The 20,036-nt window shown below is 70.7% G+C and carries 17 protein-coding genes; 2 read left to right on the forward strand and 15 right to left on the reverse strand.

The features are described from left to right. Positions 1-54 precede the first annotated feature (54 nt). The 6 genes from BGP73_RS15245 to BGP73_RS15270 all read right to left on the reverse strand — a co-directional run bounded on the left by BGP73_RS15245 (position 55) and on the right by BGP73_RS15270 (position 7,804). Positions 55-2,163, reverse strand: coding sequence for a putative bifunctional diguanylate cyclase/phosphodiesterase (locus BGP73_RS15245; RefSeq protein ID WP_069815084.1), 2,109 nt, complete (start codon positions 2,161-2,163; stop codon positions 55-57). Between the two features lie 277 nt (positions 2,164-2,440). Further along, positions 2,441-4,624, reverse strand: coding sequence for an NAD-dependent DNA ligase LigA (gene ligA / locus BGP73_RS15250; RefSeq protein WP_069815086.1), 2,184 nt, complete (start codon positions 4,622-4,624; stop codon positions 2,441-2,443). A gap of 32 nt (positions 4,625-4,656) precedes the next feature. Further along, the gene (locus tag BGP73_RS15255; RefSeq protein WP_079127548.1) at positions 4,657-5,670 is read right to left on the reverse strand and encodes a methionine synthase; all 1,014 of its coding nucleotides are present in this window, start codon (positions 5,668-5,670) and stop codon (positions 4,657-4,659) included. A 314-nt stretch (positions 5,671-5,984) separates the two neighbouring features. After that, a complete protein-coding gene (locus tag BGP73_RS15260; protein ID WP_069815090.1) occupies positions 5,985-6,440 on the reverse strand; it encodes a VOC family protein in 456 nt (151 codons plus the stop codon). A 120-nt stretch (positions 6,441-6,560) separates the two neighbouring features. Beyond that, positions 6,561-7,250, reverse strand: coding sequence for an SDR family oxidoreductase (locus tag BGP73_RS15265; protein ID WP_069815093.1), 690 nt, complete (start codon positions 7,248-7,250; stop codon positions 6,561-6,563). A 14-nt stretch (positions 7,251-7,264) separates the two neighbouring features. After that, positions 7,265-7,804, reverse strand: coding sequence for a TIGR00730 family Rossman fold protein (locus BGP73_RS15270; RefSeq protein ID WP_069815095.1), 540 nt, complete (start codon positions 7,802-7,804; stop codon positions 7,265-7,267). Between the two features lie 162 nt (positions 7,805-7,966). Here BGP73_RS15270 and BGP73_RS15275 point away from each other — a divergent pair, with 162 nt between their 5' ends. Continuing rightward, positions 7,967-8,446 carry a VOC family protein gene (locus BGP73_RS15275; protein ID WP_069815097.1) on the forward strand — a complete coding sequence of 160 codons (480 nt, stop codon included), beginning with the start codon at positions 7,967-7,969 and terminating at the stop codon, positions 8,444-8,446. A gap of 77 nt (positions 8,447-8,523) precedes the next feature. On the opposite strand, the gene mnmA is transcribed toward BGP73_RS15275, so the two are convergent. Further along, on the reverse strand, positions 8,524-9,675 hold the full coding sequence (mnmA, locus tag BGP73_RS15280) for a tRNA 2-thiouridine(34) synthase MnmA (protein WP_069815099.1): 1,152 nt from the start codon (positions 9,673-9,675) through the stop codon (positions 8,524-8,526). 287 nt (positions 9,676-9,962) lie between these two features. Here mnmA and BGP73_RS15285 point away from each other — a divergent pair, with 287 nt between their 5' ends. After that, the gene (locus BGP73_RS15285) at positions 9,963-10,637 is read left to right on the forward strand and encodes an N-acetylmuramoyl-L-alanine amidase (RefSeq protein WP_069815101.1); all 675 of its coding nucleotides are present in this window, start codon (positions 9,963-9,965) and stop codon (positions 10,635-10,637) included. 67 nt (positions 10,638-10,704) lie between these two features. Here the strand turns inward: BGP73_RS15285 and BGP73_RS15290 are convergent, their stop codons facing one another. The 8 genes from BGP73_RS15290 to BGP73_RS15325 all read right to left on the reverse strand — a co-directional run bounded on the left by BGP73_RS15290 (position 10,705) and on the right by BGP73_RS15325 (position 19,772). Further along, on the reverse strand, positions 10,705-11,874 hold the full coding sequence (locus tag BGP73_RS15290) for a cysteine desulfurase family protein (RefSeq protein ID WP_069815103.1): 1,170 nt from the start codon (positions 11,872-11,874) through the stop codon (positions 10,705-10,707). Positions 11,875-11,949: 75 nt separating this feature from the next. Then, entirely contained in the window at positions 11,950-12,795 is an 846-nt protein-coding gene (locus BGP73_RS15295; RefSeq protein WP_069815105.1) for a thioesterase family protein, read from the reverse strand. A 99-nt stretch (positions 12,796-12,894) separates the two neighbouring features. Then, positions 12,895-13,554: a trimeric intracellular cation channel family protein gene (locus BGP73_RS15300; protein ID WP_069815107.1), complete on the reverse strand. Its 660-nt coding sequence runs from the start codon at positions 13,552-13,554 to the stop codon at positions 12,895-12,897. Between the two features lie 60 nt (positions 13,555-13,614). Then, positions 13,615-14,694, reverse strand: a complete 1,080-nt coding sequence (locus BGP73_RS15305; protein ID WP_069815403.1) for an ABC transporter ATP-binding protein — start codon at positions 14,692-14,694, stop codon at positions 13,615-13,617. A 68-nt stretch (positions 14,695-14,762) separates the two neighbouring features. Continuing rightward, positions 14,763-15,839, reverse strand: a complete 1,077-nt coding sequence (locus tag BGP73_RS15310; protein ID WP_069815109.1) for an ABC transporter ATP-binding protein — start codon at positions 15,837-15,839, stop codon at positions 14,763-14,765. After that, on the reverse strand, positions 15,836-16,846 hold the full coding sequence (locus tag BGP73_RS15315; RefSeq protein WP_069815111.1) for an ABC transporter permease: 1,011 nt from the start codon (positions 16,844-16,846) through the stop codon (positions 15,836-15,838). The genes BGP73_RS15310 and BGP73_RS15315 overlap by 4 nt, the downstream gene beginning before the upstream one ends. A 107-nt stretch (positions 16,847-16,953) precedes the next feature. Beyond that, positions 16,954-18,705: an ABC transporter substrate-binding protein gene (locus BGP73_RS15320; protein WP_244501211.1), complete on the reverse strand. Its 1,752-nt coding sequence runs from the start codon at positions 18,703-18,705 to the stop codon at positions 16,954-16,956. 65 nt (positions 18,706-18,770) lie between these two features. Then, on the reverse strand, positions 18,771-19,772 hold the full coding sequence (locus BGP73_RS15325) for an ABC transporter permease (protein ID WP_069815115.1): 1,002 nt from the start codon (positions 19,770-19,772) through the stop codon (positions 18,771-18,773). Positions 19,773-20,036 lie beyond the last annotated feature (264 nt).

The raw sequence follows: 20,036 nt of genomic DNA on the forward strand, positions 1-20,036 counted from the left end.
GCGGCGGGGCCCGGTGCCCCCGCGCGCCGCTCCCGGAGACCGCGGTGGGAGGGGTCAGTTCACCGGCTGCCCGGAGGACCGGTCCGCTCCCTCCGCCCGGGCCGGCGCGGAACCGGGAGCCCGCTCCACCGCCCGGCCCTCACCCCGAAGCCGCAGCCAGGCGGTGGTCTCCTCCGGCGGCATCGCGGCGGCGACCAGCCAGCCCTGCACCGCGTCGCACCCGAGGTCCCGGAGGCGCTCCCAGGTCTCGTCGTCCTCGACCCCCTCGGCGACGACGAGCAGGCCCAGCGAGTGGGCCAGGTCGACGGTGCAGCGGACGATCGAGGCGTCCTCGGCGTCGACCGCCAGCCGGGCCACGAACGACCGGTCGATCTTGAGCTCGCTGACCGGTAGCCGGCGGAGGTGCACCAGCGAGGAGTAGCCGGTGCCGAAGTCGTCCAGCGACATCTTGACCCCGTGTCCGGTGAGACCGGCCAGCGCGTCCGCCGCTCGCTGGGGGTCCTCCAGCAGCACGTGCTCGGTGATCTCCAGTTGCAGCGCCGCCGGGGGGACCCCGTGCCGGGCGAGCCGGGCGGCGACGGACCCCGCGAAGCCGGGGGCGTGTACGTCCCGCGGCGAGACGTTGACCGCGACCGGCACCTGCAGCCCGCCCGCCCGCCACCTGGCGACCTGGCCGAGCGCGGTCTCCAGCACGTAGTCCGTCAGATGGGGCATCAGTCCGGAGGACTCGGCGATGGCGATGAACTCGTCCGGGCTCACCCGTCCCCGTTCGGGGTGTACCCACCGCACCAGGGCCTCGAGCCCGACCACCCGCCCGTCGAAGCCGACCTTCGGCTGGTAGTGCAGTTCGACGTCGCCGGCGTCCAGTGCCCGGCGGAGGTCTCCCAACAGGCCGAGCCGGTCGGGCGTGTTGCCGTCGCGCTTGGCCTCGTACACCTCGCAGCCGCTGCGGTCCCGCTTCGCCTGGTACATCGCCACATCGGCCCGGCGCAGCAGTTCTTCGGCGTCCAGCGCGTGTTCCGGGAAGACGGCGACGCCGGCACTGGCCTCCAGCACCAGCGTCAGGCCGTCCAGATCGAGGGGGGAGCCGAGGTGCGCGACCAGTTGACGGGCGGCCCGCTGGGCACTGGTGATGGAGTCTGTGGTGGGCAGCAGGACGGCGAACTCGTCTCCGCCCAGCCGCGCGGCCTCCGCCCCGCGCGGCAGTGCCAGCCGCAGCCGGTCCGCGATCTGGAGCAGCAGTCGGTCTCCGGCCAGATGGCCCAGGGTGTCGTTGACGGACCGGAAGCGGTCGAGGTCGATCAGCAGCAGTGCGGCGCGCGAGCCGTTCCGTTCGGCGCCGTCCAGCGCCGCCCAGGAGCGCTCCAGCAGCCACTGACGGTTCGGCAGGCCCGTGAGCGGGTCCCTGAGTTGCTCCTCGGCGCGGACCCGGGCGATCCACAGGGTGGTGTCCAGCGCGATCAGGGGCACCGAGAACAGTGGCAGCAGGACCGGCATCTGCACGGCCACGACGCAGATGAGAGGTGCGATGCCGAGCAGCGCCCCACCGACGAGGACCTGCCGGGCGAGGCTCGTCCGGGCCACGCTGCGCAGCCCGACGCCGCGCTGGGGAAGGCTGTACCAGAGGAGGAGTCGGGTGGCCAGCAGGTAGCCACCGGCGGCGAGCACCACCGCCGGCACCACGTAGAGGTCCCAACTGACCGGTTTCCAGGGCTGTTCGACGCTCGGCACGGTACCGAAGGCGGCCAGCACCAGCGCCGCCACCGCCACCCCGATGACGTCGACGCATCCGTGCAGCAGCCCCTGCCGCCAGCGTTGCCGGCGGGCGGCCGCCACCAGCAGGACCACCGCGATGCTGACCAGCACGGCCGGCACCCAGCCGTAGAGGAACTGCACCGAAAGGATGAGGGCGGCACCGGAACCGGTGCCGCCCCACCAGCGGTCCCGCCCCATGGCGACGAGATGGCCGACGATGATCCCGGTGAGGATCGCCAGTCCCCAGCCGGGGCCGCCGCTGGGGAAGGGCGCATGGCCGTCGACCACGGTGCGGTAGGCCCCGGCGGCCAGGATGAGGGCGGCCCCCGTCGTGACGGCTGCCGGGAGGCCGGGTACGGCGGCCCGGTGCAGGGGTGAGGCCGAATTAGCGGTCTCGGTCGGTTTCATTCCCGTCCCTCTCACAGCCGGCGGTGCCCACCCTGTTCAGGGTCTGTCTCCGAAGCGGATCGCGGGCGGGCTCCCACAGCCGCCTTCGTCACCGGCAGGCGTCCGGGGGAACTGCCACCAACGTCTGAGACTCCCGCCACGCAGCCATGCACGGCAGGCGCACACCCCAACATTAGGCGGGAGAAGCCTGCAGTGGGCAGCGATCGCCGCGATGGCCCGAATGCCACCCCAGCACCCGCGAAGTCTGGTATGCGGTGAACCGGTGTGCGGTGACGGCCTATTCGGACGGCCCCAGAGCCGCGTCCTGAGCAGCTTCCGCGCCCTGGTGAAGTAGGACCTCGAAGCCCTCCTCGTCGAGCACCGGAACCTTCAGCTGAACTGCCTTGTCATACTTCGATCCTGGGCTATCACCTACAACAACAAAATCGGTCTTCTTCGATACGGAACCGGTCACTTTCGCTCCCCGGCGCTGTAGTTCCTCTTTCGCGCCGTCCCTGGTGTACGAACTCAGGGTGCCGGTGACGACAACGGTGAGGCCCTCCAGCGTGCGCTCCCCCTCGGCCGCCCCGCCCTCCTCCTCCATCCGCACCCCGGCGGCCCGCCACTTCTCGACGATCTCGCGGTGCCAGTCCACGGCGAACCACTGCTTGACCGAGGCCGCGATGATGTCGCCCACGCCCTCGGTGGCCGCCAGCTCCGCCTCCTCGGCCGCCATGATCCGGTCCAGCGAGCGGAACTCCCGGGCGAGCGCCTCCGCCGCGACCGGCCCGACATGCCGGATGGAGAGACCGGTCAGGATCCTGGCGAGTGGGCGGTTCTTCGCGGCAGCGATGTTCTCCAGCATCGCCAGGGCGTTCTTCTTCGGCTCACCCTTCTGGTTGGCGAAGAAGGTGACCACCTTCTCCTCACCCGTCTTGGGGTCACGCTTGGGGAGTCCGCTGTCCGGGTCGAGCACGTGCGACTTGATCGGAAGGAGCTGTTCGATGGTCAGGTCGAAGAGATCCCCCTCGTCCCGCAGCGGCGGCTCGGCCGGCTCCAAAGGCTGGGTCAGCGCAGCCGCCGCCACATAGCCGAAGTTCTCGATGTCCAGCGACTTCCGCCCCGCCAGGTAGTAGACCCGCTCCCGCAGTTGGGCGGGGCAGGCGCGGGCGTTCGGGCAGCGCAGATCGACATCGCCCTCCTTCTCCGGACGGAGCGCGGTGCCGCAGTCCGGGCACTCGGCCGGCATCTCGAACTCGACCTCATCGCCGTCCCGCAGGTCCACGACCGGCCCAAGGATCTCCGGGATGACGTCTCCGGCCTTGCGGAGCACGACGGTGTCCCCGATCCGGACGCCCTTGGACCTCACCACGTCCTGGTTGTGCAGGGTGGCGAACTCGACCTCCGAGCCGGCCACCGTAACCGGCTCCACCACGGCGTACGGCGTGACCCGACCGGTGCGGCCGACCCCCACCCGGATGTCGACGAGCCTGGTGTTGACCTCTTCCGGCGCGTACTTCCAGGCGATGGCCCAGCGGGGCGCCCGGGAGGTGGAACCGAGTCGGCCCTGGAGCGCCAGTTCGTCGACCTTGACCACCACACCGTCGATCTCGTGCTCCACCGAGTGCCGGTTGCCCCCGTAGTGGTCGATGTACTCGCGGATGCCCTCCAGCGAGTCGACCACCCGGCTGTGCTCGGTGGTCGGCAGCCCCCACTCCCGCAGCCGGTCGTAGGCGTGCGACTGGCAGTCCAGCTCGACCCCCTCCCGGGCACCGAGGCCGTGCACCACCATGTGCAGCGGCCGGGTCGCAGTGACCTTGGGGTCCTTCTGCCGCAGCGAGCCGGCGGCGGCGTTGCGGGGATTGGCGAACGGCGGCTTCCCGGCGGCGACCAGAGCGGCGTTCAGCTCCTGGAACCGCTCCATCGGGATGAAGACCTCGCCCCTGACCTCGACCAGTTCGGGGATCCGGTCCCCCTTGAGCCGCTCGGGGATGTCGGCGATGGTGCGGATGTTGGGGGTGATGTCCTCGCCGGTACGCCCGTCGCCCCGGGTGGCGCCACGAGTGAGCCGCCCCCGCTCGTACGTCAGGTTCACCGCCAGCCCGTCGATCTTGAGTTCGCAGAGGAAGTGGTACTCCACCCCGCTCAGCTCCCGGGCGATCCGCTCCGTCCAGGAGACGAGTTCGCTCTCGTCGAAAGCGTTGTCCAGGCTGAGCATCCGGTCCCGGTGCCGGACCTCGGTGAACTCGGTCTCGTAGGAACCGGCGACCTTCTGGGTGGGCGAGTCCGGCGTGCGCAGCTCGGGGTACTCGCCCTCCAGGGCTTCGAGCGAGCGCAGCAGCTCGTCGAACTCTGCGTCGCTGATGACGGGTGAGTCCTTCACGTAGTACCGGAAGCGGTGTTCCTCGACCTGCTCGGCGAGCTGTGCGTGCCGCTCCCGCGCCTCCGCGGGCACTGTCGTCCGCTGCTCTTCGCCAGCCACCGTAGCTTCCTTCCGTACGTCCACGAGTGTCGTCACTCAGGGTTGTCGGCGAGTGATTTCGCCGCCCGGACGCAGTGGGCCAGCGCGGCTCGCGCGTACCCGGGTGAGGCACCCGCGAGACCGCACGCCGGAGTGATGACCACGGACTCGCTCAGCGAACCCGGTGCCAGCCCCAGCCTGCGCCACAGCGTCCTGATGCCTCCGACGCTACCGGCAGGGTCCGACAACGGCGTGTCCGTGCCGGGCAGGATTCCGGCGAACAGGGCGGTCCCACCCTCCACTGATTCCCCGATCTGCTCCTCGTCACGCTCGGTGAGCAGGTCGAAATCGAAAGAGATTCCTCTCACGCCGGCGCGCCGGAGCAGCGCGAAGGGCACACCGGGCGCGCAGGAGTGTGCGACGACGGGGGCCCCGACCCCGTCCACCACCCCGCGCAGAGCGCTCTCCACGTCCGCACGGTCCACCGCGGGGTGCGACCGGTAGGTGGAGGCGGTCGGCACCCGGCCGGCCAGCACGGCGGTGAGCGAGGGTTCGTCCAGCTGCAGCACGACCGAAGCCCCGGGCACCCTGCGCCGCGCCTGCGCCAGATGCTCCCGCAGCCCCTCGGTCAGCGACGCTGCGAGGTCCCGGCAGGCACCCCGGTCACTCAGCACGGCCTCGCCGTTCCGCAACTCGAGCGCGGCAGCGAGCGTCCAGGGCCCCACGGCCTGCACCTTGAGCGGTCCCGAATAGCCCTGGGTGAACTCCTCCAGGGCGTCCAAGTCCTCCCCCAGCCAGGACCAGGCACGCCGGGTGTCCCGGCCGGGCCGGTCGCCGATGCGCCACCCGCTGGGCTCGACCCGCGCGTACACCTCGACCAGCATCCCGGCCGTGCGGCCGATCATGTCCGCACCGGGGCCCCGGGCCGGCAACTCCGCCAGGTACGGGAAGTCCTCGAACGTGCCCGCGACCGTCTTCTCCGCCTCGCGCACGTCCTCGCCCGGCATGGAGCCGACCCCGGTCGCCGCGCCGGCTCCCCAACTGTGTGTTCCGCTCTTCTCGCTCACGCCGGAAGCGTACGAGACCCCGGCGGCCGTCCCGTACCACCCGCTTTCCGTACCGTCCGCGGAGGCCGGCTGGGGGCCGCGGCCAATCCGCGGCAACACTTCCAGGCCGCCCTGGGCGTCTGTACGAGCGGCTGCCGGAAGACCTTCCTCGGGCCCGAGGGCGAACGGGCCGGATCCGGTCGGCCCGGCAGCCGGAACCGGGTCACCGAGACCGCGGTTCCGGTGGCGCCCCGGAAGAAGAGGCGAGGCCGCCGACGCGGTTCCCCCCCTGACGTGCTCCGCACGGCGGCGTGACCGCCGGAGCCGGGACCGACTCAGACCACGCAGAACTCGTTGCCCTCCGGGTCCTGGAGGACGACGGCGTAGAACTCCATGTCCGGTTCGTCCAGGACGCGTAGTACGGTGGCGCCGGCCTCGGTCAGCCGGGCCACTTCGGCCGTCACCCGCTCGGTGCGGACCCGCAGCGGGACGGAGCGTCCGCCGCCGACCTTCAGATCGAGGTGCAGCCGGTTCTTCGTGACCTTGGCTTCCGGTACCCGCTGGAACCAGATCCGGGGCCCTCGCCCGGCCGGGTCCACGACTGATTCCGGTGACTCACCGGCCCCGCCGGCCAACTCCTCCGCGGGCACCCCCGTCCGCGCCCAGTAGTCCTGCCAGGTGGAGTGCCCGGCCGGTGGCGGCTCCGGAACATAGCCCAGGGCTTCGGACCAGAAACGGACCATCCGCACCGGACGGGAGCAGTCGAACGTGAGCTGCATCGTCAGTTCCATCCGGGAAGCATCGCAGGGAGGACTGACAACCGACCGGCGGTACAGCGTCACCCGCCGCCGCACCGTCACCGGCCGGCGACGGCCAGCGTCCGACGGGGGACCCCGCGGTAGTGCCCCGCCTCAGCTGCCGGGCCGCACCGAGAGGTCGGTGATCTCGGCGTCACGGGGCAGGTCGAGCGCGGTGAGCAGGGTCGCCGCCACCGACTCCGGGTCCGCCCAGCGCGCCGGGTCGTACTCCTCGCCCTCCTGCTGATGGACCTTCACCTGCATGGGAGTGGCGGTACGTCCCGGGTAGACGGAGGTGACCCGGAGGCCGTTGCCCCGCTCCTCGGCGCGGAGCGCGTCGGCGAGCGCCTTGAGGCCGTGCTTGCTCGCGGCGTACCCGGCCCACTGGCCGTTGGCGCGCAGCCCCGCCCCGGAGTTCACGAAGACCACCTGTCCTCGGGTGTGCCGCAGCTGCGGCAGCAGCAGACGGGTCAGCTCGGCGGGGGCCACCAGGTTGACCGCGAGCTGCTGGTTCCACACCTTCGGCGTCAGCTCGCCGACGGGGCCCAACTCGACGACGCCCGCGATGTGGAGCAGCGAGTCGACCCGCTCCGGCAGCGCCTGGTGCCCCAGCGCCCAGGAGAGCTTCTCCGGCAGCGCCAGGTCGCCGACGATCGTCCGCGCTCCGGGGAACCGCTGCTCCAGTTCCTTCGCGCGTCCGGCGTCACGCGCCAGCAGCCACAGTTCGTCGCCGCGCTCCGCCAGCCGGCGTGAGACGGCCGCTCCGATGCCCGAACCGGCCCCGGTGATCACATGGGTAGTCATGGGCCCAGCTTGCCTCACCGCGGCTGCGCGGACTGTTCGAGGTAGGCCATCGCGGCGGCACCGTCCTCGGCGAAGTGCATCAGCTCGGCCAGTGGACGCGGCAGGAAGCCTTCCGCCTCCATCCGCTGGAGCTGCTCCTTGAGGCCGTCGTAGAAGCCCGCGGCGTTGAGCAGCACCACGGGCTTGGCGTGGAGACCGTGCTTCTTCAACTCCAGGATCTCTGTCGCCTCGTCGAGCGTCCCGGCCCCACCGACCATGATCACGATGGCTTCGGCGCGGGAGAGCAACTCCCGCTTCCGCTCGGCGAGGTCCTCGGCGATCACCATCTCGTCCACACCGGGCCGCGCCTTGTGGGCCAGGAAGCGGACGGACACCCCCGCCAGCCGGCCACCGCTCTCCTCGACGCCGTCGGCCATCACCTTCATCAGACCGGTGTTGGAGCCGCCCCAGACCAGGGTGTGGCCGCCTCGGCCGATCAGTCCAGCGAACTCGCGAGCCGGTGCCGTATAGCGTTCGTCCAGATCTGAGGCGGAGCAGAAGACGCAGATGTTCATGGGGACACGCTATGGGGCCTCCGGGGCGGGGGGCGACCGGCCCGCCCCGTACCGGCCGCCTCCCAGCCCGGTCGCCTCCTCGGCGACATGCGCGCGTACGGCCTCGGGTTTCCGGCCCGGGCCGGTCACGATGGGTGGCACGTACGTCACGAGGAGGCGCCGATGAGCAGCGACGGATTCACCACCTGCCTGTGGTTCGACGGGCAGGCCGAGGAGGCGGCGGAGTTCTACGTCTCGGTCTTCGACGACTCCAGGCTGGGGAGGACCCTCCGCTACACGGAGGCCGGCGGCGGGCCCGCCGGTTCCGTCATGACCGTCGAATTCGAGATCAACGGCCAGCGGTTCGTCGCACTCAACGGCGGCCCGGAGTTCACCTTCAGCGAGGCCGTCTCCTTCCAGATCCACTGCGCCGACCAGGCGGAGGTGGACCGCTACTGGAGCAGGCTCACCGACGGCGGCGAGGAGGTGCAGTGCGGCTGGCTCAAGGACAGGTTCGGGGTGTCCTGGCAGGTCGTCCCCACCGAGCTCCTCGAACTGCTCGCGGACCCCGATCCGGAGAAGGCCGAGCGCGTCACCAGGGCGATGTTCTCCATGGTCAAGCTCGATATCGCCGAACTCCGCAGAGCCCACGCCGGTACGTGACGACGCTGGGGCGAGACGTCACGGTCGCCGGGAGTCCCGCAGTCCGTCCCGGGTGTCCGGGCCAGGCGCGGCGCGGCTCAGCCGCCGGGTGCGGCCGCGGCCCGGTCCGCCGCGGCGATCGTCGCGGAGCCGACGACGCGGGTGCCGTCGTAGAGGACGATCGCCTGCCCGGGGGCCACGCCGCGGACGGGTTCGGTGAAGGTGACCCGGAGCCCCTCCTCGGTGGGCTCGGCGACCACGGGAGTCTCGCCGCCGTGGGCCCGCAGCTGCGCGGTGTAGGCGGCGGGACCCACGGGCGCGGTGCCGCACCAGCGGGGCCTGATCGCGGTCAGGGCGGTGACGTCCAAGGCCTCTTCGGGACCGACGGTCACGGTGTTGTTGACCGGTGAGATGTCGAGGACGTAGCGGGGTTTGCCGTCCGGGGCCGGGACACCGAGCCGCAGGCCCTTGCGCTGACCGATGGTGAAGCCGTACGCGCCCTGGTGGGTGCCGAGTTTGGCCCCCGCCTCGTCCACGATGTCGCCTTCCGCGGCGCCCAGCCGTCGGGCCAGGAAACCCCGGGTGTCACCGTCGGCGATGAAGCAGATGTCGTGGCTGTCCGGCTTCTCGGCCACCGAGAGGCCGCGCCGCTCGGCCTCCGCTCGGATCTCGCTCTTCGTGGTGCGGGTGTCACCCAGCGGGAACATGGCGTGCGCGAGCTGGCGCTCGTCGAGTACTCCGAGCACGTAGGACTGGTCCTTCGCCTGGTCGGAGGCGCGGTGCAGCTCTCGGGAGCCGTCCTCGCGGCGAACGACCGTCGCGTAGTGGCCGGTGCAGACGGCGTCGAAGCCGAGGGCGAGCGCCTTGTCGAGCAGCGCCGCGAACTTGATCTTCTCATTGCACCGCAGGCAGGGGTTGGGCGTGCGGCCGGCCGCGTACTCGGCGACGAAGTCGTCCACCACGTCCTCGCGGAAGCGCTCGGCGAGGTCCCACACGTAGAAGGGGATGCCGATGACGTCGGCGGCCCGGCGGGCGTCGTGGGAGTCCTCGATGGTGCAGCAGCCGCGGGCGCCGGTGCGGAAGGACTTCGGGTTGGCGGAGAGCGCCAGGTGCACACCGGTCACGTCGTGTCCGGCCTCGGCCGCGCGGGCGGCGGCCACGGCGGAGTCCACCCCGCCGGACATCGCGGCCAGGACACGGAGACGGTCGCCGTCGCGCGGACCAGAGGGAGCACCAGGAGAATCAGTCATAGCCCTATCAGAGTACGCACCGGAAGGCGGGCCGCGCCGCCCACTCCTCGCACTTCACCATGCGACTCCCTCCCGGGACTCTCCGTGGCCAGCGGGACGGGGGCGGAGGAACATCGGGGGCGGCGAGCGCGTTCTCGATGCGAAGCGGCCGGGCGGGGACCGGCCGTCAGCCGTTCCCGACCTGACCTGCGGGAGCCCGGCGGAGGCGCGGAAACCCGGCGACGGGGTTCTGCTGGAACGGTCGACCACACCGGGCGGCCGGTGTGCGACGCGAGGGAGGAGCAGCCATGGAGTCGCGGTCCGGTCGGGGGATCAGCCGCCGCACGCTTCTGGTGGGCGGTGCGGCAGCGGTGGGGGCCGCGGCCTATCTCCACTCGCGCGGCGAGTCCGGGGGCGGGTCGCAGAGCGGCCCGCGCGAGCCCAGGAAGGAGGGGCAGGTCGACCACTGGAACGCGGAGTGGATACCGGCCTCGCCGGCGAACTTCCGACTCGCCCGGCGTCCGGAGGACTTCTCGGTGGACCGGGTCGTCATCCACATGCCGCAGGCCACGTACCCGATCACGCTCAAGGTCTTCCGGGACCCCGCTCACCGGGCCGCGGCCCATTACGTGGTGCGCTCCTCGGACGGCCATGTCGCCCAGATGGTGCGGGAGCTGGACGTGGCCTACCACGCTGGTAACCGTCTGTACAACAATCGCAGCATAGGGATAGAGCACGAGGGGTGGATCGACCAGCCGGCCTATCTGACCGATGCGATGTACCGCTCGTCCGCCGAGCTGGTGGCCGGGATATGCGAGCGGTACGGCATCCCGCGGGACCGGGAGCACATCGTGGGGCACGTCGAGGTGCCCGGCACCGACCACGTCTGCCCGGGTCCCAACTGGGACTGGGACCACTACATGAGGCTGCTTCGGCGGGCCAGCGTGCCCAAGGCCACCGCCCCCTGGCGCGACCGCGCCTGACTCGGCCCAGCGTGACCGGGGGCGGGACCGGCGCCCCCTCCGGGGCGGGCGGTCCGGGCGGGACGTCTCAGCTCAACCCGGCCTTCCTCGCCCGCTGAACGGCGGGCCCGATCGCCTCCGCGACCTCCTCCACATCGGCCTTGGTCGAGGTGTGGCCGAGGGAGAACCGCAGCGTCCCCCGGGCGAGATCCGGGTCGGCGCCGGCGGCCAGCAGCACATGGCTGGGCTGTGCGACCCCCGCGGTGCAGGCCGAGCCGGTCGAGCACTCGATGCCCTGGGCGTCCAGCAGGAGCAGCAGGGAGTCGCCCTCGCAACCGGGGAAGGAGAAGTGCGCGTTGCCGGGCAGGCGGCCGGCGGGCTCGGGGTCGCCGTTGAGGACGGCCTCGGGTACGGCGGCGCGTACCGCGGCGATGAGGGAGTCGCGTAGACCGGCGACCTCCCGGGCGAACCGCTCGCGGTCCTCGGTGGCGTGCCGGGCGGCGGCGGCGAAGCCGGCAATGGCCGGCACGTCCAGCGTGCCGGAGCGCACCTGCCGTTCCTGCCCGCCGCCGTGCAGCAGCGGCACGGGGGCCTGCGAGCGGCCGAGCAGCAGTGCGCCGACACCGTACGGGCCGCCGATCTTGTGGGCGGAGACGGTCATGGCGGCGAGGCCGGAGGCGGTGAAGTCCACGTCGAGCTGTCCGACCGCCTGGACCGCGTCGGCGTGCAGCGGTACGCCGTACTCCGCGGCGACCTCGGCCAGTTCCCGGACCGGCATGACGGTGCCGATCTCGTTGTTGGCCCACATCACGGTGGCGAGCGCGACATCGTCCGGGTTGCGCTCGATGGCCGTGCGGAGCGCTTCCGGATGGACCCGGCCGAGGTGGTCGACGGCCAGCTCTTCGACGTGTGCTCCCTGGTGTTCGGCGAGCCACTGCACCACGTCGAGGACGGCGTGGTGCTCCACCGGGCTGGTGAGCACCCGGATCCGGCGCGGGTCGGCGTCCCGCCGGGCCCAGTAGAGGCCCTTGACGGCGAGGTTGTCGGCCTCGGTGCCGCCCGCGGTGTAGACGATCTCGCTGGGGCGGGCTCCGAGGGCGGCGGCCAACGTCTCCCGCGACTCCTCGACGGTGCGGCGGGCCCGGCGCCCCGCACCGTGGAGGGAGGAGGCGTTTCCGGTGACGCCGAGCTGTCCGGTCATCGCCCGCACCGCCTCCGGGAGCATCGGGGTGGTGGCGGCGTGGTCGAGGTAAGCCATGGTGAGCCCGATTCTACGGGCCGCCCCCAGGCGGTGTCCGTGACCGGCGGCCCGACCCCGTCGGAGAGGGGCGGATCAGTCAGCGAGGGCGCGGGCCAGTTGGCGGGACTGCGCGACCAGCCGGTCCTGGCTGTCCCAGATCTCCGCGTCCTCCTCCAGGAAGCCGCCGGCGAGGTTGCGGGTGGTGATCGCGACCCGGAGCGGGCCGGGGGCCGGACGGGCCCGGACGTGAGCGGTCAGCTCGACGGTCGGGACCCAGCCGCTCAGCCCGAGTTCGAAGGCGGTGGGCGGGAAGGCGTCGACCGCGAGCAGGAGTGAGAAGGGATCGGCGTCGCGCCGGTCGGCCAGCGCGAACCAGCCGCGCATCTCGCCGCGTCCGGAGGGTGCGCCGAGGGCCCAGCCGACGGTCTCCGGGTCGAGGCGCACGTCGAGGCGGTCGAGGATGGCGTTGCTGCCCGGGACCGGCGCGCTGTCCTGGGGCGCGTCGCCGCTTCCCAGGCAGTGCTCGTAGGGCGGCAGCGCGGGCGGCTTCGCCGAGGTGCGGACATCGTCCGGCAGGGTGCCGTGGTCGCCGTATGCCGCCATGACCCGCACCCGCTCCACCTCGGCGCCGTCCTCGTCGAACTGGACGAGGGAGGCCTGCCCGGTGGACATGGAGCGGCCGGCGCGCACCTGCTCCGTCCGGATCACGGCCGGGCCCGGTCGGGAGGCCGTGAGGTAGTGCGCGGTGATGGTGAAGGGGTGGGGGTGCGGGAGGGTGTCCGCGAGGGCTCGGCCCATCATCGCGAGCAGATAGCCGCCGTTGACGGCCCGGATGACCGTCCAGCCCGATGACAGCTCCGCGTCGTAGACGCCGGGCGCCCGCAGCGCCACCGCCGTGTCCCGGTCGAACTCGCTGTCCCCGATGGTTGCCTGTGCCATACGGGTACGCTACCCCGAAATGTTACTGATGGGTAGCTCGGCTGCCGGCCGGCCAGGTGATCCTCCACACGCGCCGCGGCCGCCGTACCGACCGGGCCCTCACCCCTCCTCGGTCACCGAGGAGCTGCGGTTCCAGGCCCTCGGAGCACGCCAGTCGTAGTGGATGGCGAGCAGCCGGATGACGAACGCGGCCGCCGCGGCCAGCGCGCTCGTGGCGGCGTTGAACGCCCCGAAGCGGATGAGCAGCACGGTGGCCGTCGAGCCCACGATGGCGGGTACCGCGTAGATCTCCCGGTCCCAGCGGAGCAGCGAGGGCGTTTCGTTGGCGAGGACGTCCCGCACCACACCGCCGCCGGCGGCGGTGACCAGCCCGAGCGCCGCCGACGCGGTGAGGCCCAGCCCGTACTCGTACGCCTTGACGCTGCCGACGACGCAGAAGAGGCCGAGCCCCGCCGCGTCGAAGACCGCGACGGCCCGGTTGATCCGCTCCACCTGGGGATGGAGGAAGAAGACGAGGGCGGCGGCCACCAGCGTCGGGAGGAAGTAGCCCGGGTCGGTGAAGGCCGCGGGCGGCACCGCCCCGATGATCAGGTCGCGGACCAGTCCGCCGCCCAGCCCGGTGACCGCCGCGAGCACCGCGATGCCGAACACGTCGAAGTTCTTCCGCACGGCGAGCAGCCCGCCGGATATCGCGAAGACGAAGATCCCGGCGAGATCGAGCGAGTGGAGCAGGGACGGCGTGAACAGGTCGGTGAGCACCCGGCAATTCTGCCGGGTCCTCCTCGAACAGCTCTTCGCGCCCCTGCCCGGCCCCGGGCCTCAGCCCGCCTCGGTCTCCCGATCGGGCGGGCTGCCCTCCGCGGACCGCCCCGGCGCCTCCTCCGGGTGGTGGCAGGCCACCTGGTGGCCGGTGCGCAGCTGGACCAGCGGCGGCTCCTGCTGCTTGCAGACCTCCGTCGCCTTCCAGCACCGGGTGTGGAAGCGGCAGCCGGCCGGCGGCGAGATGGGGGACGGCACATCGCCCCGCAGCAGGATCCGCTCCCGCGCACCGCGCCGTTTCGGGTCCGGCACCGGCACCGCGGACATCAGCGCCTTGGTGTACGGGTGCAGGGGCGCCTCGTACAGGGACTTGCGGTCCGCCAGTTCGACGATCTTGCCGAGGTACATCACCGCGATCCGGTCGGAGACATGGCGGATGACCGACAGGTCGTGCGCGATGATCACATAGGTGAGCCCCAGCTCCTCCTGGAGGTCGTCCAGCAGGTTGACCACCTGGGCCTGGATCGACACGTCCAGCGCGGAGACGGGTTCGTCGGCGACCACCAGTCGGGGCTTGAGCGCCAGGGCGCGGGCGATGCCGATGCGCTGCCGCTGGCCGCCCGAGAACTCGTGCGGGTAGCGGTTGTAGTGCTCCGGACTGAGCCCCACCCGGGCCAGCAGCTCCTGGACCTCCTTCTTCACCCCGCCCTCCGGCTCGATGCCCTGGAGCTTGAAGGGGGCGCTGACGATGGCGCCGACGGTGTGCCGCGGGTTCAGCGAGGAGTACGGGTCCTGGAAGATCATCTGGATGTCGCGGCGCATCGGCCGGAGCCGACCGGGCGACAGGTGGGTGATGTCCCGGCCGTCGAACTCGACGGTGCCGCCGGTCGGTTCGATCAGCCGGGTGATGAGCCGGCCCATCGTCGACTTGCCGCAGCCGGACTCGCCCACCACACCGAGTGTCTCCCCGGCGTGCACCTCGAAGTCCACGCCGTCCACCGCCTGCACCGCGCCGGTCTGCCGGCGCAGGATGCCCTTGGTGATGGGGAAGTGCTTGACCAGCCCGGACACCTTCAGCAGCGGCTGCTCCGAGACGGGCCGCTGGTCGCCGGCGGCCTCGGAGCCGCGGGGCCGGGGCACGGACTCGCCGGCCGGGGACCCGGAGTTGTCGACGACGGCATTGTCGGGCACGGCCTGATCCCTCGCAGTCACAGCTTCGGCGCAATCTCTTCGGTCCAGATCCGCGCCCGGTCCTCAGCGGCCATGTGGCAGGCCGAGTAGTGCCCGGCGTCGACTTCCCGGAGCTCCGGGACGACGGTGCGGGTGAGGTTGTCCTTGGGCACGTCCGCGTAGGGGCAGCGGGGGTTGAAGGCGCAGCCGTCCGGGATGTTGATCAGGCTCGGCGGCTGTCCCTTGACCGGGATGAGCCGGTCGGTCTGGTCGCGGTCGATGCGCGGCATCGAACCCAGCAGCCCCCAGGTGTAGGGGTGGCCGGGCTCCTCGAAGACGCGCTCGGCGGGGCCGCGCTCGACGCACCGTCCGCCGTACATCACCAGCAGGTCGTCGGCGAGTTCGGCCACCACCCCCAGGTCGTGGGTGATGATGATGACCGCCGAGCCGAACTCCTTCTGCAGGTCCCGGATGAGGTCGAGGATCTGCGCCTGCACCGTGACGTCCAGGGCGGTGGTCGGCTCGTCGGCGATCAGCAGCTCCGGGTTGTTGACCAGCGCCATCGCGATCATGGCGCGCTGCCGCATACCGCCGGAGAACTCGTGCGGATAGTCGTCCACCCGCCGGTGCGGCTCCGGGATGCCGACCCGGTCGAGCATCTCGACGGCGCGTTTGCGCGCGGTCTTCTTGTCGACGTCGTGGTGCACCCGGTACGCCTCGATGATCTGCCCGCCGATGGTGTAGTACGGGTGCATCGAGGTCAGCGGGTCCTGGAAGATCATGGCCATCTGCCGGCCGCGGAGCCTGCGCACCTCCTCCGGGGAGGCGGCGAGCAGTTCCCTGCCGTCCAGCCAGATCTCACCGGACAGCCGCGCGTTGGAGCGCCGTCCGCTGGTGACCCGGTGCAGCCCCATCACCGCGAGCGAGGTCACCGACTTCCCCGAGCCGGACTCGCCGACGATGCCGAGCGTCCGACCCCGTTCCAGCGAGAAGGAGAGCCCGTCGACGGACTTGACCAGACCGTCGTCGGTGGGGAAGTGCACCCGCAGGTCGCGGACGTCGAGGAAGGCGGTCGGCGGCGCGCCGCCCGGCTCCTTGCTGGTCGGGTCGGTCACGAGAGCCTCACCCTGGGGTCGATGGCGGCGTAGACGAGGTCCACCACCAGATTGCAGAACACGACGAAGAAGGCGGCGAAGAGCGTGACGCCCAGCACCTTCGGCAGGTCGTTGTCGGCGATCGCCTGGACGGCGAAGGAGCCCACGCCCTGCAGTGAGAAGACGGTCTCGGTGATCAGCGCGCCGCCCAGCAGCAGTCCGAAGTCCATGCCGAAGATGGTCACGATCGGGGTGAGGGCGGAACGCAGCCCGTGCTTCGTGACCACCACCCGCTCCCGGAGCCCCTTGGCGCGGGCGGTGCGGATGTAGTCCTCACCCATGGTCTCCAGCATCCCGGCGCGGGTGAGTCGGGCGTAGAGCGCCGAGTAGAGGAAGGCGAGCGTCGCCCAGGGGAGCACCAGGTTCTTCGCCCAGAGCAGCGGGTTCTCCGTGAGCGGCACGTAGTGCAGGTTCTCGAAGACCGGCCAGTTGAAGGTGAAGAGCGCCATGGAGAGGACACCGGTGAAGAACATCGGCAGCGAGACTCCGGCGAGGGCCACGCCCATCGCGATCCGGTCGAAGATCGAGCCGGGCCGCAGCGCGGAGAGCACCCCGGTGGCCACACCGCTCACCAGCCACACCACGGAGGCGCCGAGGGCGAGCGAGGCGGTGATGCCCAGCCGGGAGGTCATCTCCGGCCAGACCTCCATGTGGTTCTTGAAGGAGTAGCCGAAGCAGGGCGCGTTGCACTGGGTCGGGTCCGGGCCGAAGCTGAACTCGCGCCCCATGACGAGGCCCCGGATGAACTCCCAGTACTGGACGTAGATCGGGTCGTCGAAGCCGAGGTTCTCCTTGACCGCCGCGATCGACTCGGGGCTGGGGCTCTTCCCGACGTACTGGGCTGCGAGTTGGTCGGCGGTCCCACCGGCCAGCCGGGGCAGCAGGAAGAAGATCCCGAAGGTGATCGCGCTGACGACCAACAGCAGGAGCGCCGCGGCGAACGACCGCCGGATGATGTAGACGAACACGAGGGTCGGCTTCGGGCTCTGCCGACCCGCCCCCGTCCCGGTGGGGACGGTGGGCGGGTCGGCGGCGAACCGCTGCCTTCACCTGCCTTCCACGGACAGAGCGGCGGTTACTTCAGACCGAGGTTGAGGTAGTCGTACTGACCGCTCCACGTCGGGTTGGAAACCACGTTGGTGAGCTTCTCGGAGCGGTAGTGGAGGACCTTGAAGTAGGTCAGCGGCACGATGGCGGCCTCCTCCATGGTCTTCCGGTCAACCTCGGCGTACGCCTTCTCGCGGGCCGACTCGTCGGTGTCGGCGATGGCGTCGTCAAGGAGCTTGTTGATCTCCTTGTTGTCCAGCTGGGACAGGTTGTCGTTGCCGGAGTCGCCGATCATCTTGCCGTGCACGATCTGGGTGAGGAAGCCGAAGCCGGTCGGCCAGTCGGCGCCCCACTGCATCATCATCAGACCGATGTTCTTGTCCTCGGTGAACTTCGGCACACCCGCGTAGTCGGTGAAGTACTTGCCGGCCGGGTACTGCTGGATGTTGACCTTGATGCCGACCTTCTTCAGGGACGCCTGGATGGCGGTCGCCATGTCGACCTCGCCCTGCCGGTCGTTGCGGGCCGTGATGTTGGTGGTGAAGCCGTTCGGCTGACCGCACTCCTTGAGCAGCTCCTTCGCCTTCTTCACGTCGCCCTTGTCGTCAGGGGTCTCGTAGAGGTCGAAGTCCTGGTAGCCCGGGACGTCCGGGGGCAGCACGGTGGAGGCTATGTCGCCGCGGATCGGGCCGCCCACCGCCGTCTGGGCGGAGACCTTGTCGATCGCGTACTGCACGGCCTGGCGGCACTCGAGCTTGTCGAACGGGGCGACCTTCATGTTGATCGCCATGTAGACGAGCCTGCTGCCCTGCGCGTTGTCGGTGTTCGGGTCCTGCTTGCCCGCCAGCAGCTTGGACTGCGTCTGGCTGGCCACACCGTTGCCGACCAGGTCGACGTGGGTGTTGCCGGCGATCAGGTTCTGGTCGATCGTCTCCTGGTTCACCTTGAACTTCACGACGATCTTGTCCGGCAGCTGCTTGCGCATCGGGTCCGTCTTCGGGTCCCAGTGCTCGTTGCGGACCAGCACGGCCTGCTTGTCCGGCTCATAGCTCTCGAACTTGTAGGAGCCCGAGGAGACGATGTTCTTCACGTAGTCCGCGCCGGTGTCCTTGTCACGGGGCACCGGGGCCGACTGCGGGCTCGCCAGCAGGTAGTCGAAGTCGGCGAAGGGCTGCTTGAGGTTGAAGACGATGGTCTGGTCGTCCGGGACCTCGATCGACTTCAGGCCCTCCTCGTCCTTGTCCTTGTACGGGCCCTTGTAGCCGCCCTCGTTGTCGATGAGGTACTCGCGCAGGTAGCTCGGGCCGTGCGAGTGGACTTCCCGGGAGAAGTTGCTCCGCTCGATCGCGTACTTCACATCGGCGGAGGTGATCTCCGTGCCGTCGCTGAACTTCAGACCCTTGCGGATCTTGTAGGTCCAGGTCTTGCCGTCGTTGGAGGGGGTGCCCAGGGACTCGGCGAGGTCGGGCACGACCTTGGTGCCCTCCTGGCCCGCGCCCGGCGGGAAGGTCGTGAGTGAGCGCGCGTAGATACGGCTGAGGTTGAACACGAAGCCGTAGTACGTGTTGCCGGGGTCGAGCGAGTCGGGGGTGTCGGACGCCTCGTAGACGAGCGTCCCGCCCTTCTTGTCGGAGGCGTTCACCACGCCCTCCACCGCGGCGTTGGCCTTGGCCGACCCACCGCTGTCCTTGTCGTCACCGCCGTCGCCGCAGGCCGACGCGGCCAGCGCTATCGAGACGGCGGCGGCCACCATCGCGGCTGCTCTCGACGTTCTTCTCATGGGTGATGCCCCCTGCTTGGGTTGGGTGATGATGGAGCCGGTCGGGCCATCGGGCGGCGCCCCGGTCAACGTTGGCCGCGCGGATCGAGGGCGTCCCGCAGCCCGTCGCCCAGTAGGTTGAAGGCCAGGACCGTGACGAAGATCGCCATACCGGGCACGATCATGAACATCGGGTCCACTTGGTAGTAGTCGACGGCCGTGCTCAACATTCCGCCCCAGGAGGACTGCGGCGGCTGGATGCCCACTCCGAGGAAGCTCAGCGACGCCTCGAAGAGGATGTTCGTCGGGATCAGCAGCGTGGCGTAGACCAGGATCGGCCCCACGAGGTTCGGCAGCAGCTCGCGGAAGAGGATGAACGGGCCGCGGGCGCCCAGGCTCCGGGCGGCGTCGACGAACTCGCGTTCTCGTAGCGAGAGCGTCTGGCCGCGCACGATGCGCCCGATGTAGGGCCAGCTGAAGAAGCCGATGACGAAGATCAGCACACTGACGTGGAGCGGCAGCCCCTCCAGCCCGAACGCCCCGCCCTGGAGCGAGGCGGAGATCGAGATCGCGAAAAGCAGCAGCGGGAAGGCGAGGAAGGTGTCCATCGCCCGGCTGATCATGGTGTCGGCCCAGCCGCCGTAGAAGCCGGCGATGACGCCCATCACGGTTCCGATGATCACCGAGAGCAGGGTGGCGCCGAAGGCCACCAGCAGGGAGACCCAGGAGCCCTCCAGGATCCGGGTGGCGATGTCGCGGCCGAACTTCGGCTCCACACCCAGCGGGTGATCCCAACTCATACCGCCGAAGGAACCGATCGGGGTGGCCAGCGTGGGGTCGACCAGATCCTGGTTGAGCGCGTTGGGATCGAGCCCGAATACCGCCTGGATCGGCTTGGCGAGGATCGCCAGCAGGATCAGGACCAGCACCACGACGCCGCCGGTCATCGCGACCTTGTCGCGCTTGAGCCGGGTCCACGCGATCCGGCCGAGCGAGCGCCCTTCGATCTGGCTCTTCTCGACCCCGGCGAGGACGGCCTCAGGTTGTGCTTCCGCCGTCGATCCGGTGGTCTCGATAGGTGCCGTCATCGTGGTGGGACCCCTCTCGGCCGGCTGTGGCCAGACCCGCCCGCCGCTGCGGCGGCCGGCTCAGGTCACTGGTGCGTACTGGCGGTGCGTAAACGGGAAGAACGGTTGCGCAAACGGTAGGGAACAGTGCGGACAAGTGGCCGAGGGCCTCTGCTGGCGCGAGTCTTCAACGGGCTCAGGAGCGACCGCCAGCCTTGACCGGGAATGGATGCGCAACTGTGATGTGGCCTGGCGCGATCCGGTATGCGAACACGGAACACTGCT

This window comes from Streptomyces sp. TP-A0874, from assembly GCF_001748085.1.
GTDB lineage: Bacteria > Actinomycetota > Actinomycetes > Streptomycetales > Streptomycetaceae > Streptomyces.

Bases quoted from the DNA above. Each gene is read 5' to 3' on its own strand.
- BGP73_RS15245 (WP_069815084.1), bottom strand. From the start codon at position 2,163: ATGAAACCGACCGAGACCGCTAATTCGGCCTCACCCCTGCACCGGGCC.
- BGP73_RS15260 (WP_069815090.1), bottom strand. From the start codon at position 6,440: ATGGAACTGACGATGCAGCTCACGTTCGACTGCTCCCGTCCGGTGCGG.
- BGP73_RS15265 (WP_069815093.1), bottom strand. From the start codon at position 7,250: ATGACTACCCATGTGATCACCGGGGCCGGTTCGGGCATCGGAGCGGCC.
- BGP73_RS15270 (WP_069815095.1), bottom strand. From the start codon at position 7,804: ATGAACATCTGCGTCTTCTGCTCCGCCTCAGATCTGGACGAACGCTAT.
- BGP73_RS15275 (WP_069815097.1), top strand. From the start codon at position 7,967: ATGAGCAGCGACGGATTCACCACCTGCCTGTGGTTCGACGGGCAGGCC.
- mnmA (WP_069815099.1), bottom strand. From the start codon at position 9,675: ATGACTGATTCTCCTGGTGCTCCCTCTGGTCCGCGCGACGGCGACCGT.
- BGP73_RS15285 (WP_069815101.1), top strand. From the start codon at position 9,963: ATGGAGTCGCGGTCCGGTCGGGGGATCAGCCGCCGCACGCTTCTGGTG.
- BGP73_RS15290 (WP_069815103.1), bottom strand. From the start codon at position 11,874: ATGGCTTACCTCGACCACGCCGCCACCACCCCGATGCTCCCGGAGGCG.
- BGP73_RS15295 (WP_069815105.1), bottom strand. From the start codon at position 12,795: ATGGCACAGGCAACCATCGGGGACAGCGAGTTCGACCGGGACACGGCG.
- BGP73_RS15320 (WP_244501211.1), bottom strand. From the start codon at position 18,705: ATGAGAAGAACGTCGAGAGCAGCCGCGATGGTGGCCGCCGCCGTCTCG.
- BGP73_RS15325 (WP_069815115.1), bottom strand. From the start codon at position 19,772: ATGACGGCACCTATCGAGACCACCGGATCGACGGCGGAAGCACAACCT.